Origin of the sequence: Pantoea sp. AS-PWVM4, assembly GCF_000468095.1 — a bacterium.
GTDB lineage: Bacteria > Pseudomonadota > Gammaproteobacteria > Enterobacterales > Enterobacteriaceae > Pantoea > Pantoea phytobeneficialis.
The window spans coordinates 18493-32452 of the sequence record NZ_ASZC01000012.1 but is presented as its reverse complement, the minus strand read 5'-3'; the positions used below and the strand labels follow the sequence as shown (position 1 = coordinate 32452).

The 13960-nt window shown below is 54.7% G+C and carries 24 protein-coding genes; 2 read left to right on the top strand and 22 right to left on the bottom strand.

Features of this window, described 5'->3' with window-relative positions; translation table 11 throughout:
* The 16 genes from L579_RS11900 to L579_RS11830 all read right to left on the bottom strand — a co-directional run.
* On the bottom strand, positions 1-238 hold a 238-nt coding region (locus tag L579_RS11900), incomplete at its 3' end, for a phage tail protein I (RefSeq protein WP_036626529.1).
* Entirely contained in the window at positions 235-1149 is a 915-nt protein-coding gene (locus L579_RS11895; protein WP_021184488.1) for a baseplate J/gp47 family protein, read from the bottom strand. The genes L579_RS11900 and L579_RS11895, both read right to left, overlap by 4 nt.
* Positions 1136-1495, bottom strand: coding sequence for a GPW/gp25 family protein (locus L579_RS11890; RefSeq protein WP_021184487.1), 360 nt, complete (start codon positions 1493-1495; stop codon positions 1136-1138). Before L579_RS11890 ends, L579_RS11895 begins: the two co-directional genes overlap by 14 nt.
* Positions 1492-2070 carry a phage baseplate assembly protein V gene (locus L579_RS11885; RefSeq protein ID WP_021184486.1) on the bottom strand — a complete coding sequence of 193 codons (579 nt, stop codon included), beginning with the start codon at positions 2068-2070 and terminating at the stop codon, positions 1492-1494. Before L579_RS11885 ends, L579_RS11890 begins: the two co-directional genes overlap by 4 nt.
* A 71-nt stretch (positions 2071-2141) precedes the next feature.
* Positions 2142-2588, bottom strand: a complete 447-nt coding sequence (locus tag L579_RS11880; protein WP_021184485.1) for a phage virion morphogenesis protein — start codon at positions 2586-2588, stop codon at positions 2142-2144.
* A complete protein-coding gene (locus L579_RS11875; RefSeq protein WP_021184484.1) occupies positions 2581-3012 on the bottom strand; it encodes a phage tail protein in 432 nt (143 codons plus the stop codon). Before L579_RS11875 ends, L579_RS11880 begins: the two co-directional genes overlap by 8 nt.
* On the bottom strand, positions 2975-3220 hold the full coding sequence (gene lysC / locus L579_RS24180) for an Rz1-like lysis system protein LysC (RefSeq protein ID WP_235056591.1): 246 nt from the start codon (positions 3218-3220) through the stop codon (positions 2975-2977). The genes L579_RS11875 and lysC overlap by 38 nt, the downstream gene beginning before the upstream one ends.
* Complete coding sequence (gene lysB, locus L579_RS11870) at positions 3108-3545, bottom strand: Rz-like lysis system protein LysB (RefSeq protein WP_021184482.1); 438 nt, start codon at positions 3543-3545, stop codon at positions 3108-3110. Before lysB ends, lysC begins: the two co-directional genes overlap by 113 nt.
* A complete protein-coding gene (locus tag L579_RS11865; RefSeq protein WP_021184481.1) occupies positions 3542-3931 on the bottom strand; it encodes a DNZ54_00345 family protein in 390 nt (129 codons plus the stop codon). The genes lysB and L579_RS11865 overlap by 4 nt, the downstream gene beginning before the upstream one ends.
* 3 nt (positions 3932-3934) lie before the next feature.
* A complete protein-coding gene (locus tag L579_RS11860) occupies positions 3935-4444 on the bottom strand; it encodes a lysozyme (protein ID WP_021184480.1) in 510 nt (169 codons plus the stop codon).
* Positions 4425-4637: an HP1 family phage holin gene (locus L579_RS11855; RefSeq protein ID WP_021184479.1), complete on the bottom strand. Its 213-nt coding sequence runs from the start codon at positions 4635-4637 to the stop codon at positions 4425-4427. The genes L579_RS11860 and L579_RS11855 overlap by 20 nt, the downstream gene beginning before the upstream one ends.
* 3 nt (positions 4638-4640) lie before the next feature.
* Positions 4641-4844, bottom strand: a complete 204-nt coding sequence (locus tag L579_RS11850) for a tail protein X (protein ID WP_021184478.1) — start codon at positions 4842-4844, stop codon at positions 4641-4643.
* On the bottom strand, positions 4844-5308 hold the full coding sequence (locus L579_RS11845; RefSeq protein WP_021184477.1) for a head completion/stabilization protein: 465 nt from the start codon (positions 5306-5308) through the stop codon (positions 4844-4846). The genes L579_RS11850 and L579_RS11845 overlap by 1 nt, the downstream gene beginning before the upstream one ends.
* A gap of 99 nt (positions 5309-5407) precedes the next feature.
* Positions 5408-6058: a phage terminase small subunit gene (locus L579_RS11840; protein WP_021184476.1), complete on the bottom strand. Its 651-nt coding sequence runs from the start codon at positions 6056-6058 to the stop codon at positions 5408-5410.
* 3 nt (positions 6059-6061) lie between these two features.
* Positions 6062-7126, bottom strand: coding sequence for a phage major capsid protein, P2 family (locus L579_RS11835; RefSeq protein ID WP_021184475.1), 1065 nt, complete (start codon positions 7124-7126; stop codon positions 6062-6064).
* A gap of 16 nt (positions 7127-7142) precedes the next feature.
* Positions 7143-7976, bottom strand: coding sequence for a GPO family capsid scaffolding protein (locus tag L579_RS11830; protein WP_021184474.1), 834 nt, complete (start codon positions 7974-7976; stop codon positions 7143-7145).
* 150 nt (positions 7977-8126) lie between these two features.
* Between L579_RS11830 and L579_RS11825 the strand changes: the two genes are divergently transcribed.
* Entirely contained in the window at positions 8127-9893 is a 1767-nt protein-coding gene (locus tag L579_RS11825; protein WP_036626526.1) for a terminase ATPase subunit family protein, read from the top strand.
* Complete coding sequence (locus tag L579_RS11820; RefSeq protein WP_021184472.1) at positions 9894-10925, top strand: phage portal protein; 1032 nt, start codon at positions 9894-9896, stop codon at positions 10923-10925. It abuts the gene before it with no gap.
* Positions 10926-10944: 19 nt separating this feature from the next.
* Here L579_RS11820 and L579_RS11815 read toward each other — a convergent pair whose 3' ends face one another.
* From L579_RS11815 to L579_RS11790, 6 genes are all read right to left on the bottom strand, one after another.
* The gene (locus L579_RS11815; RefSeq protein WP_036626524.1) at positions 10945-11472 is read right to left on the bottom strand and encodes a hypothetical protein; all 528 of its coding nucleotides are present in this window, start codon (positions 11470-11472) and stop codon (positions 10945-10947) included.
* On the bottom strand, positions 11472-12110 hold the full coding sequence (locus L579_RS24175; RefSeq protein WP_235056590.1) for a hypothetical protein: 639 nt from the start codon (positions 12108-12110) through the stop codon (positions 11472-11474). Before L579_RS24175 ends, L579_RS11815 begins: the two co-directional genes overlap by 1 nt.
* A gap of 11 nt (positions 12111-12121) precedes the next feature.
* The gene (locus L579_RS24035) at positions 12122-12817 is read right to left on the bottom strand and encodes a hypothetical protein (RefSeq protein ID WP_036626522.1); all 696 of its coding nucleotides are present in this window, start codon (positions 12815-12817) and stop codon (positions 12122-12124) included.
* A gap of 323 nt (positions 12818-13140) precedes the next feature.
* Positions 13141-13398: a hypothetical protein gene (locus tag L579_RS11800; protein WP_021184469.1), complete on the bottom strand. Its 258-nt coding sequence runs from the start codon at positions 13396-13398 to the stop codon at positions 13141-13143.
* A 76-nt stretch (positions 13399-13474) separates the two neighbouring features.
* Entirely contained in the window at positions 13475-13708 is a 234-nt protein-coding gene (locus tag L579_RS11795; RefSeq protein WP_021184468.1) for a DinI-like family protein, read from the bottom strand.
* A 14-nt stretch (positions 13709-13722) separates the two neighbouring features.
* Positions 13723-13908 (bottom strand): hypothetical protein, encoded by a 186-nt coding sequence (locus tag L579_RS11790; RefSeq protein ID WP_036626520.1) that lies wholly within the window; start codon positions 13906-13908, stop codon positions 13723-13725.
* Positions 13909-13960: the final 52 nt, after the last annotated feature.

Here is a 13960-nt window from a genome sequence, read left to right as displayed (position 1 = left end):
GATGGATGTAAAACGCATCCTGTACCACCTTCCGCTTTACACTTTCCGCCCAGCTTTCATCCCAGCGGTCCACCGAAAACGCCCAGGCGAGATAAGGCAGAAAGCCGATCGGACAGGTGGCCGGGTTCCACAGATCACGCAACGGCACATCCAGCCCGGAAATGCCGCTGCACGCTTCAGCCAGACGGCGCTCCAGCGCTGAGGAGCCGGGCGGTAACAGGCTGCTGTTCAGGCTCATGCGTTCACCTCATCATCCGCCACCGTGACCAGCACTGACGTGCAGTTCCCGGCCTGAGTGCGGTCCATGATGATGTCCGCTGCCGGTTCAGTGATTTCCACCCAGTCCACACCGGCCACGCGTAACACTGCCCCGTAGGACTCACGGCGAACGCTGCGCCCCAGCTTTTTCTGGTCAGCAATATAGGCCGTCATCGCGGCGTTCGCCGCCTCCAGGCAGGGACCGGCAGCCACGCCATCGAACAGGTGCAGCGTGGCCTCCACGCGGTAATCGAATATCTCTGCACCCTGAACGGTCACGCGGTCCGCCACAGGACGCACGCTTTCGGCGTTAAGTGCAGTGTCCACTACAGTCAGCAAATCATCAGCCGCGTTACCGTCGTCCTCCCGGCTTAACACAGTGATCACCACTTCAGCCGGGGCCGGGCTGGTTGCGGACACGTCCAGCACGCGCCCGTCGGCGCTGCGGGCGTGAAACTCATAAGCTGCCGTCGGACCGGCCACCGACAGCCCCTCAAAGGCAGCGGGCACCCGCAGGCGTAGGGCGTCATCCGATTCCATCACTGCATCCACCGGCGGCACTGCTTCGGTGTCGGCAGGTGTCACGGTGAGGCGCTCCACGTTATAAGCGGCGGCCAGCTGGTCCAAATCGCTGCTGAGTGCGTAGGCCACCATCACGGCCTGTGCCGCTTCGTTGACGCGCTGGCGCAGCAGGATTTCCCGGTAGGCGCTTTCCTGGAGGATTTTCACCATCGGATCAGATTCCAGCGCCAGCACGCGGCGGATTTCCGCCTGCTCATCCGCCGGGTAGAGTGCGATCAGCGCCTCTTTGCGCTCAGTCAGCAGCGACTCAAATTCTGGCACCTCAATCACTTCCGGTGCGGGTAACTGTGAAAGGTCAATTACTGCCACTGCTTACCCCCGTTGAAATGGACATAGACACCGGCGAGCCATCGGCCCGCTGACCGGTCAGCTCGACCACCATTGAGCCGTCAAAGTCGCTGGTGATATTCACTGAGTCCAGGCGCACGCGCGGTTCCCAGCGACTCAGTGCGGTGTAGGTTGCCGCCATCACCTGGAGGCGCGTCACCTCGTTTTGTGGCTGGTCAATCAGCACTGAAAGCAGAGAGCCGTATTCACGCCGGGCGATGCGGCTGCCTTCCGGGGTGATCAGAATGTCGCGCATGGACTGGCGGATGTGGTCGATGTCGGTGATGGCTTCACCGGTCAGCCGGTTCATACCGATATACATGGTCATTGCGGGCCACCTGTCAGACTGCCGCCACGCTCCACGCCGTCGTGTTTGTGTGCATCGACCACCACGCCGTTTGAACTCATCTGGCCGCCGCCCTGCGTTATGTTGCCGTTCATCACGGTGTCGCTGTTAATCTGCGTCTGGTCCGCAGACACGCCAAACTGGCCCGTTTTGAACTGAATGCCGTCCTCCGCTTCAATCAGGACGCTTTTGATGTTTTTAATCAGCAGCTGGCCGGTTTCCGGTTCGTACTGAAACCAGCCGCCATCCTGAAACACGGTGGTGCTGCCGTTCTCTGAAGTGTCCGGCGGCGGGAAGGCATCGGAATAAATGGCGGGGAGCGCAAAGGCGGTTTCCAGATTGCCGCCGAGGCTCAGCAGCACAACCTGCTCGCCCACGGTGGGTTTCCACCAGGTGCGGGTATTCCCGGCGCGACAGGTGAGCCAGTTGATCCAGTTGGTTTCAAGGTCGCCCGTTTTCACCCGGCAAAGCCATTTGTCCTTATCCACTGCCGAGACGGTCCCGGTGCGGATCAGGTTGGTGATGAGGCGCATGATTTCGGTGAGTTTTTCGTTCATGGTCTGAGAGTGTCACTAAGGCAGGTGCCGGGCATCTGTCCGGCATTGTCTGATGAATGGCACAAAAGGAATTACTCTGTGAGCCAGCGCAGCAGCGTCTCCTGCACTGTGTTTTCCACTTCGTTATTCAAGCCCAGCAAGGGGCGCTCCGTATATATCACCTCAGTGCCGCGCCGGTTTACCCGGTCCCGCAGTCCGTAATGGTGGACACGGGCCAGCTTTTGCACCGCAGGTACAAAAGCGATTTCCGCTGCGTCAGAGGTTACCTGCGCCTTCAGGTATTTGGTGGTTTTCAGCTTCGCAAACATCTTACGGCGGATACGACCCTTTTTACTGCGGGCAGTGACTCGCCTCGGCTCCCATGCTGTCCCGTCCGGCGCGCGCTGTGCGGTTATATTGGCCTGCTGAATGCGGCGCACATCGCGTGCCACTTCACGCAGCATCTTTGTCCTGGCCGCCGGTTCCAGTTGCGCCAGCAACGCATCCAGCCAGGCATCCACTTTATGAAGTTCAGCCACGTTTCACCGTCCAGAACTCTTCGGGTACTTCCGGTTCATCGACTGCCGCAACCTGCATAGTGCCATCCACCTCGCGGGCGATCACCCGCTCTGTCAGTTTCAGGTTCAGGCTAAGATCACAACGGTCATTGCCTAGAATATCCACCTCAAACGTGAACAACTTTTCGCGTTCGGCGTCGTTCTGCAACGCATCCGGCTGGTTGTCGCGCAGCCAGAACAGGATCGGAGCCATCAACAGATTCTGGTCCCCGCTGAAGTCCGTTATCACCACATTCAGCGTGTAGCGGTATTCCCATGATATTGACGCGGCAGAGGTAGCGACCAGCGAACCGTTATCCACGAACAGGTGCAGCCTGTCCGGGTTATCCGCAACATACTTAACGGCCTTAGTCAGGGCGCTGCGCAAGGACTGCGGCTTGTTCATCGTCTTTTTCCTGGCAGTTCACAATGGTGTCCACCTTGTCGGCGCAGTTCGCCCAGGCGGCCTCGGTTTCATCCAGCAAAGTGTTCAGGTCGCCGTTACTGCGCGGGCCTGCCTGTTCCAGGCGGCACCGGGTGATTTTGGGACAGCCACTCACGGTAAGACTCACCTCCGGTGAGGGCCGGTCGCTGCCGCAGCCGGATAACAGCATCAGGCAGAGGGGCATCAGCCCAGCGGCGTAGCTCGTCATTTTCACGTTTCAGTTCCTCTATGGTGCGCAGCCGGTCACGCAGTAATGTGCTGTTCTGCTCTGCTGCGGCATAAAGCTGCGTCTGCGCCCGGCTGCTGGTCTGCGTCAGGATGTTCAGTGCAATCAGCTGGCCGTTTTTCTGGCTCAATTTTTTTCTCTGGTCTGCAATTGTGGTCTGCTGCGTGTCTAATTTGTTGCGGGCGGCACTCAGCCGCCACGACTGAACACCCAGCGCGGCCACTGCCGCCAACAAAACCAGTAGCGCAAAAGCCAGCAGGCGATTCATGCTGTAACCGTCTCCGCCAGCTCACCGCGCAGCAGGTTAAACACCACGACAGCAAGCAGATAAAACACCAGGGTGATAATCCAACCGGAAAAGGCCAGCGTCATAACAATCAGCAGTTTAATTACCCAGCCGCATATCCTGTCTGCTGCTCGGTTGTTACCGGCAACGAAAAATTTGCGCAGTGCATCCTTGAGTTTCTGGCGTGCTTCGCCTTCAGCAAACAGCACCAGAGCGCTACAGGCGGCCAGTGCACCGGTAATGATGTTCAGCAGCCAGGTGATGGCAACGACCACATGCACCGCCACACCGCCAGGGTTAAACAGCCCGGCCAGCAGCACGGCAATAAAAATAAGGCCCACTACCTGACTCAGTTTTTTATCTTTCATCGTTCACACTCCTTTAAGGCACCATGCCAGTTCACGTTGACGCCGGTTATCCAGCCCCTGATTAAACACACCCAGCACATACACCCATCGGGGCAACTGATAACACGCATCCCGCCATCGACCCTTCTTCAGCAGTGCCACCATCGTGGAGCCGCACACGTTGCCGGTGCCGACGTTGAACGCCAGCGACACCAGCGCGTCATAAACCTGCTGTGGCATAGTGACCGCCACGCAGCGCGCCAGTGCCGCCTCAACGCGTAACACGTTGGTGATGAAGTTCCCCGCCGCCTGCCGTTCAGTGATGCTTTTGCCCGGAACCACGCCGGACGTGTTGCCGATACCGTCGGTCCATTTACCCGCGTCGCACTGGTACGGCTTCAGGCGGCAACCCTCGGCGTCGGCAATGAGTTTCAGCCCCTCCACTGAGGTGTGCAGCTGCTGAAATCCCGGCAGCGTGGCGGCGATGGCCAGCACCGCTCCGACAGCACATCGCTTAACGGTTTGCAGATTCATAGTCCTCCCGTGTGATGCGCCCGCGCGCCAGTAACTGATAAGTTTTGTGCTTGTAGTACCAGCTGATAAGCGCCATCAGCAGACCGATAAACACCCCGGCCACGGTGGACACGTCCTTCAGGTCCAGTCCACCCAGCCACGCCATCACCACCGCAATGCACCAGGTGATAAAGGTGCTGATTTTTTCCCACATAGTTCAGTCCCAAAGCTGGACGGCCTGCACGGCGGCCGCCATTGTCACGTCCGGCAGCTCCACCTCCAGCCCGTGCGGAAGGATCGGACCGTGTTCCGCCAGCCCCGGATTTGCCTGTAACACCTGTTCGGTCATGCCCTGCGTGCGCCCGTAGTGACGCCAGCAGAGTGCGTCCAGCGTGTCGTACTGTTGCGCACGCACTTTCATCAGATAAGCTCTACCGTGCAGTGCGGCAGGTTCTGCACGCGGCTGATGGCCCAGCGGGCATCCCGCCACAGGTCGCCGGTGGCGTCCGCCAGCTCATCACCCCGCTTAACGGCGGCAGCGGTGGCGTCATAGTCCTGATAGCGTTCATTGAGCACGGCACGGGTCCAGCACCACACCGCATTCTGGTAGTGATGCAGGCGGGCACTTTCCCCGGCCAGCTTCTCGCCCGGCACGTCGGCAAGCTGGTTGTAACCGGCCAGCTCCTGACGCTCCCGCCACAGATACAGCTCGGCGTTCACTTCCGACATGGCGGTGAGTACGACCTGTTTCAGACGCTCCGGCGTCACGGTGCCGTCAACGCGCATGGCACTGCGGAATTTCGCCAGATCAACATCCGGCCAGAATGAGTTATTGGGGATAATTTCGGGCGTATCCTGCGCCTGCTCCGCCGCAACGAATTTCATTGCTGTGTTTCTCCTGAATAGGTGGGCGGTGGACGGGGTTTTGATACGGCGCTGCCTGCCGCCACCCCGTGCCGCCCCGCGCGTGGGCACGTCCGGTTATCAGCTGGCGTTACGGATTTTCCGCTCCAGCTGCTCAATTTCTTTTTTCACACCGCATTTCTCATCCAGTTGCAGGGCGCGGCGTAAGTGATTCAGTGCGGATACGGGCTGCGATTCGGTCAGAACGTTGCCAATGGACTTATGCAGACGGGCGCGTGACTGGTCCGGCATATCCAGCGAACCAATCGCATCCAGCGTCTGCATCAGCAGTTCAGCATCAAAGGGGGTATCCGTCAGAATGGCGTTCTTTGCGGCGTCGGCCATTTCCTCGGCCAGCAGCGTCGGCACGTTGCGGTTAAAGCCCTGCGGCATCACCCATCCGTATTTAATGGCATGGCGGCCAATTGCCAGCGCACCGCCGTAATCACCGGCATCAATGCGCCACAGCATTACGTACATCAGCACGTCGTCCTGTTGTGCGCCGTCGGCGGCCAGCACGCCTTCCACCCAGGCGGCGTATTTCGGCAGCACTTCCACTTTGATTTCGGCCTTTTTGACCGTGGACTGGATGCCCTTGAGGCGGCGGCGGTCTTCCGTCAGCTGCAACAGCATCAGCTCATAGCCGGACGCGTGGCGGGCAGAGCCGCCCATACGGGCGGACTGCTCGGCCTGAACGCGCTGGCGGTGCTGCCGTGCGGGACTCAGGCTCATGCGTTACTCTCCGGTTTCGGCTGGCGCGGCTTCGGTGAAGTCACCAAAGGTGATGTTCTCGACCAGTGCGGCACAGCGATAGTCTTCAATCACATAGGCTTCGTTGACCGACTCAAAGTTTTCGATGCGATCACGCTTCGGATTGTCGATAACGGAGCGGCGGCGGGTGTCTTCCTGCCAGTAGATGGACAGGTTATCCAGACGGGTGATCATCAGGGCATTGGCCGGGAAGAACGGCGCACGCACCGCCTGCAAGCCACCCATGCGTTTCTGGCTGATGATCATATCGGCGGCCAGCTTCTCGCTGTTGTCCTGCTCCTTGTTGACCAGCGGGAAATATTTGTCAGACAGCAGTTCACGTCCGCAGATAACCACCAGTTCGTCATCGTCCTGGAACACTTCATCAATCAGTTCGTTAACAGCATCCATCACCAGCGCATCCAGGTTGATGTATTTGCCGCCTTTACCAACTTTCACTTCGACCTGTGTGGTGGTGCCATCTTCAGCGGTGGCGCTACCCATGACGTTTTCCGGCTTGTCTTCGCGCAGCTTCTGCAACCAGCCTTTGTTGACGTCCTGCAATAAAGGGTTAGCGGTACGGTTCGATGTTTTGGCGCGCTGCACACCGTTAAAGCCGATCATGATGCGATCCAGTGCCTGGCGTTTCACGATGGCGTTACGGATGCGGGTCTGGAAGTCCTGGAACTTCGCCCACATATCCAGCTTGGCGTAAGTGATCGCCGTATCGAAGTTGGTCTGCTCGCACTTGTATTCCACGCCGGACATCTGCGTGGGATCGGTGGGTTCGCGGTCTTTGGCGGTGGTGTCGGTGGTTCCGGCAATGGTGCCGCCCACACCGAGGCCCAGCAGCTGGCCGGACTGCTCCGGCACGCCGACCACGTTCACCTGCGTCAGGAACGCGGCGGACTGCTGAATGGTGTCCTCCAGCGTCTGCGCCACCGCCGGGTCCACGTTGAATTTACTCGACAGTTCCTCAACCGGTACGCCGTTGAGTAATGCCAGCTGCGTCAGGTAAGCGTTAAACGCAAAGCGGGTGTTCTTTTTCATGGGGTTTGCTGCTCCTTTAGCAGTTGGTCAGGTGTTCGGCTGGCGTATCGCCACCCGTTGCGCGCTGGCGGAAGTCCTTGCGGCCGTCTTCGCGTTCCAGCTGCGTTTTCATTTCGCTGAACGCCTCGCGCTGCGCTTTCAGTTCGCCTTCCAGCTGATTCAGATGTTCCGCCTGCCCGCCCAGCGTTTTGTCCGTGCGGGTGCTGTACTCCTGCTGCTCGCTGGCAATCAGCTCAACCGCCTGATGCACGTCGTTAAAACGCGCGTCCTCTGACTGCTGCTGTTTGCTGAACATGGCTTTGATGCGGGTAAACAGGGCGGGCTTCTCGTCCTGCACGTCTTCCAGCTCGATCAGGGTTTCGGTGGCGGCGGTAAACAGGTTTTCCGGGTGCTGCTTACGCTTCGCCAGCGGGTTCTGCTCGGCCTTCGCGCTGAACGCCAGCATCTCGGTGCCGAGGCTTGCCGGGTCATCGGTGGCAGCCAGGCCAACCAGATAGGCTTTGCCGGTGTCGGCAAATTTGGTGCTGACTTCCATAGAGGTGAACAGCTTCTGGCCTTTCTTCACCAGCTCCACGAGAGAGTCCGTCGGCAGGATGTCGGCATACAGCGCCATTTTCCCGGCCAGCGGGCCGTCGGTGATTTCTTCAGCAACCAGCGCACTCACCGTGCCGTAACGGTTAAAGGTGCTGTCCGGTGCGTAGGACTTGAGGTGCTCCAGATTGATGGTTGCGGTATACACCTGCGGGTTGTAGGCGGCGGACATCTGCACCAGCCATTCGCGGGAAATTTCGCGCCCGTCCGTGGTGGCACCTTCCACCCCGATACGGAAGCGTTTTGCTTTTACTGTCATGAGCCAGGCTCCGTTGGAATAAGTCGTAAATCGCTTGAGAGCCTTATGTTTGCGGCTGGAGGGGTATCGAAACAACGCACGCGCGTTGTGCGGCAGACCACACAATGACGGGCAGCGGAAAAGGCTCCGGCGGGGCCGTATTTTGGGGCCATGACAACGACACTCGCCCCCGAAGACCTCGATCCCCGCAGGCAGGCCATGCTGCTGTACTTTCAGGGATACCGTATTGCCCGCATTGCTGAAATGCTGGGAGAGAAACCCGCAACCGTTCACAGCTGGAAAAAGCGCGATAAGTGGGGCGACTACGGCCCGCTGGATCAGATGCAGCTGACCACTGCTGCACGCTACTGCCAGCTGGTCATGAAGGAGACGAAAGAAGGGAAGGACTATAAGGAAATTGACCTGCTGGCGCGCCAGTCAGAACGGCACGCCCGCATCGGTAAATTTAACAACGGCGGAAACGAAGCGGACCTTAACCCGAAGGTGGCAAACCGCAACAGCGGACCCCGTAAGCCGCCGGAAAAGAATGTTTTCAGCGACGAACAGATCGAGAAACTCCAGGAGATTTTTCACGGTTCGATGTTCGGCTACCAGCGCCAGTGGTGGGATGCAGGCAATAAGCACCGCATCCGCAACGTGCTTAAATCCCGCCAGATTGGGGCCACCTACTACTTTGCCCGCGAAGCGCTGATTGATGCGCTGATCACCGGGCGCAACCAGATTTTCCTCTCCGCCAGTAAGGCACAGGCGCACGTTTTTAAACAGTACATTATTGAGTTCGCCAAAGAGGTGGATGTGGAGCTGAAAGGCGATCCGATGACACTCTTTAACGGCGCAGGCCTGTACTTCCTCGGCACCAACGCCCGTACCGCGCAGAGCTATCACGGCAACCTGTACCTGGATGAATATTTCTGGATACCGAAATTCCAGGAACTGCGCAAGGTGGCGTCCGGGATGGCGCTGCATAAGAAATGGAGACAGACCTATTTTTCCACGCCGTCGAGCCTGACGCACAGCGCCTATCCGTTCTGGTCTGGCGCGCTGTTCAACCGGGGGCGCGCCAAAGCCGACCGCGTGGACATCGACCTGACGCATCCGAACCTTGCACCAGGGCGATTCTGTGATGACGGCCAGTTTCGCCAGATTGTCACCGTGGAGGATGCGGTGCGCGGCGGATGTAACCTGTTTGACCTCGACCAGCTGCGCATGGAGTACAGCCCGCCGGAATACCAGAACCTGCTGATGTGCGAGTTTGTGGACGACCTCGCCTCGGTGTTCCCGCTGCAACTGTTGCAGAAATGCATGGTGGACAGCTGGGAGGTGTGGACCGATTTTGAGGCGCTGGCACTGCGCCCGTTCGGCTGGCGCGAGGTGTGGATCGGTTACGACCCGGCGAAAGGCACGCAGAACGGCGACAGTGCCGGATGTGTGGTTATCGCGCCGCCCTCCGTTCCGGGGGGCAAGTTCCGCATTCTGGAGCGTCACCAGTGGCGCGGAATGGACTTCCGCGCGCAGGCCGAGTCCATCCGCAAACTGACGCAGCAATACAACGTGACCTATATCGGCATCGACTCCACCGGCGTCGGCCTCGGCGTGTACGAGAATGTGAAACTCTTTTTCCCGGCGGTGAAAGAATTTGTCTATAACCCGAACGTCAAAAACGCCCTGGTGCTGAAGGCATTCGACATCATCAGCGGTGGGCGTCTGGAGTTTGACGCCGGACACCTCGACATCGCGCAGTCATTTATGGCAATCCGCCGCACCACCACGGCCAGCGGCAACCGGCCAACTTATGAAGCCAGCCGCAGCGAAGAAGCCAGCCACGCCGATTTGGCCTGGGCGACCATGCACGCGCTGGCAAACGAACCGCTACAGGGCGAAGCCGCCCACACCCGCAACATCATGGAGATTTTTTAAATGAGTAAACGCAGGAACCACACGCGCACGCAGCCCGTGCAGCAACAGCAGATGAACGGCGGCGCGGCAGCAGAGGCGTTTACCTTCGGTGATCCTGTGCCGGTACTGGACCGCCGCGAACTGCTGGACTATGTGGAATGCGTGGTCATGGACAGGTGGTATGAACCGCCGGTGAGTTTTGACGGGCTGGCGCGCACGTTCCGCGCCGCCGTGCATCACAGTTCGCCCATCAATGTGAAGCGAAATATTCTCACCAGTACCTTTATCCCTCACCCGCTGCTAAGTCAGCAGGCGTTTAGCCGTTTTGTGCAGGATTACCTGGTGTTTGGTAATGCCTACCTGGAGAAGCGCACCAACCGGCTCGGCGGCGTGCTGTCGCTGGAGCCATCCCTGGCGAAGTTCACCCGACGGGGCACGGATTTAGATACTTACTGGTTTGTGCAGTATGGGCTTAACACACAGCCTTATGAGTTTACGAAAGGCAGCGTGTTTCACCTGATGGAGCCGGACCTTAATCAGGAAGTGTACGGCCTGCCGGAATACCTGTCGGCCATCCCCTCCACCCTGTTAAACGAGTCAGCTACGCTGTTCCGCCGTAAGTATTACCTCAACGGGAGCCACGCCGGTTTTATCATGTACATGACCGATGCGGCGCAGAATCAGGAAGACGTGGACAACATCCGCAAGGCCATGAAAAGCGCCAAAGGGCCGGGTAATTTCCGCAACTTGTTTATGTACTCGCCAAGTGGGAAAAAGGATGGCATTCAAATAATCCCATTGTCAGAGGTTGCGGCCAAAGATGAGTTTTTGAACATCAAGAATGTGAGCCGGGATGACATGCTGGCAGCGCACCGCGTGCCACCGCAGATGATGGGGATTATCCCCAACAATACAGGCGGATTCGGTGACGTGGAGAAGGCCAGCCGCGTGTTTGTTCGTAATGAACTGCGCCCTCTGCAAAAACGATTTGAAGAGCTAAACATTTGGCTTGAGGATGATATTATTAAGTTCGATGATTATAAACTTGGATGAAAAAGGACCTCGCGGCCCTTCAGTGCTTGTTAGCTAATTTGAGAAGTGGCTCATGCCATTTCTCATTTAAATCATCAATCTCGAAGTCACCGTCTGTTATTAGCCATTTATAAACCAACGCCAATAAATCAGATTTTAAAACCTTTTTGTAAGCACCATGAACAGTCAACTGATGGATAATATGACTACCCACTTCAGCTAGGTCAGTATGATTAAGATCTGCAATATCCCGATGTAAAAAATTCACACGAGAATATCTTGTTTTACCGTCGTTTTTTTCGATTAAATACCCTTTAGATTCAAACCACGTCGGGTCAAGCCAAATTAAGTCAATTGATGCAGGCTCTGTCATGGTAGTTGCCAATGCAACTATCAATTTTTGTACGGACTCGTCGTTAAAGTCGTTAGTTTCAGAAAGCCATATGGATAGTTTATTTTTGTTTGTGCGAGTACAACCCGTTATCGCATCTGCGGTAAACATTGATGGTTCAAGGTTAACATTAAAATCCCATTTTGCACGTGAGAACTTCCTTAAATAAAAAGCCATCACAAGCTCCTAAGGTACTCGAGCACATCGATTTTATATTGTTGAACCCAATCCTGATCGAAATCTCGCATTTTTTCCAATATAAACACATGGGACTTTTGCCCCCACGCTTCTAATGCTCTAATCGCTGCTTCGTTTACATACGGGTCAGGAAGAGAATTAAAACCCATAACTATTGAATCAGCTCTATAGCCAAGCCAATCATAATCAATAGTTGATGCAACATTTAAAAAGGTTGTTATATAGTGGCTATCAGCAGTATACAAGTTAACCCAAGCGCGATTAAATGCCTCAAGAAATATTGCCTTGTCCTTATGGTATAAAAATTCAAGATATAATTGAGTCTTGCTTGACTCACCTTCAATATACTCATCAGAGTAGATCAGCTCAATTATTCTTGAGACATTTTTACTTACTCTCAATTCAAAGTCAGAGTTAAACAGCCCACCACGATTAATATTTCTAAGGTCATGATTTTGATTGGCGCTGCTGCTCGTTAACTTCAGGCTGTAATTCTTCTTTTGAAGAAAAGACGCGTTGGATATAAACCCGCCTTCGTTGATGCTATGCAAATTCTCAACAACAGATGTTGTTGGCTTTGCTGTGTCATGAAGATGTAATCTATAATTATTTTCCATATTAACAGCCTTTATAATTCTGAATAGCGACCGAGGCGCTTCATATTTATCTTGTTATCGGCACACAAGGCTTTGGCAACATTTAACACATTTTCCCAACCAAAACGCATTACACCATTCTGAGGTAAAGTGTTGGTGTCGGTTTCAAATACGATACAATCAGTGGGTATACCGCCATTCATAAACGGAGCAACGATCTCGCCTCTTTTAATTGTACTAATACTATTTACTTCCTCATCAAAATCGTCAATTTTTTTTCTTAAAGCGATTCTATTATCCCATTCAAAAGGCTTGACAGCGTGATAAGTAAATAGCTCGTTATAAAGTTTTTCGTATCTTTCTTCATTTGCTTTATAGATAGTAGTGCTCAAAACAGCTATGCGATTGCCTTTTTTTGCAGGGAAGCAAGACTGCAATGCGCTCAAAACATCTAATGCCCTGTTGAAAAAATCATCAAAATCAACACCAAGGCAATTGATGAGAATGCCATGACTTGGGAATTCTATCTTGAACTTTTGTTCAAAATCCATCATTGCAAAAATCTGACGTTTATCTCCAGTTATTCCATTGATTTCCTGACCATAAGTTGGCATCAGATGGAACTTTGCCAGCCGTTCCATCAACAGGCTGATAACTGGGTTGGTAGTCGTAATTTCTTCATTATTGGTGAAAAAGTTTACTTGGTGAGTTTGTTGTAGAAGTTTCATGCCCCATCCATCCTTTGTGACGCTCCCAGTCGTTCAGAGAAGCAGCAGAATTGCATAAAAGTTAATGTGGGTATTGTAATGCATTAGTCAATACAATATGAGGTTTTATTGAAATGAAAACAGCACTTTTTTTATAGATATTCGTTCTATAGATGCCAGCGCGCGCTCGTACCCCCGCCACGCCTGCCCGCTTTATGTAGTGGTTTTCATGCACTCGCATGAACACAGCAAAAGCCCGCCAGTTCTGGCGGGCCGGGGGACATACGATCCTTTTGGGATCATGCGAATTCATGCAGCATAGTCATGCAGTGTCGGGGTCTGATTCATTCCAGATAAAAATCATCGGGTGAGTCAGGTTCTTTTGGTGGGCCTTTCTCAAGTTCATCCATAAAAAAGATGCCTTGTCGAAGCGAAACAGGGTAGGGAATTTCAATCACGAAAACAAAATCGTAGGTTCGGCCAAGCCAGTAACCGCCGCCGCTTTCTTTGGACCTCTGGAAAAATACCCATTCACCAGGCTTGTAGTAGGTCAGCGTTTCACCCCGATAAACTATCTGGAATTTTTCAACGCTCTTAACCATGCTCTAACGCCTCGCTATGCTCGTTGTTCAACATTGCTGACGCCAAAATCAAGATTTTGACGACAGCAACGTTACATCAATGCTGCCAGCTGTCGTCCTGCCAAACAGCCTGGAGGATGTCCATTACATTCTTTTTGTCTTCATCCTGCCGAATGCCGCTTAACTCGATACCGTTTGCACTGCCCTTACGAATTCGAATTGCCGTTTTAGGGTATTGGGGGAGGAGGTTTTTAAGTAATTCCGACTCAAGTGCATCAAGCGTTGCTTGGCTGATTTTCTGCTCTTTATCGATCATGATTTCTATGCGCATGTCAGTTCCCCTCGTTAATCGGCCGCATAAAAAAGCTCATCTTCAGAAACGTTATCACCCTCTAAATGAGCCAGTTCGGCAATGATTGTCATAGCCAGCTTCATGTCTGATGGTTTGCAATTAGCAATAAGTGAAACTTCAGCAATAAATTGCACACACGCCATCTTCCTGTGCATCTGGCCCAAATCTTGAATTGTCATTACCCCTCCTTAATGCAAAGACTGTATAAAAATACAGTACAATGCGAGTATG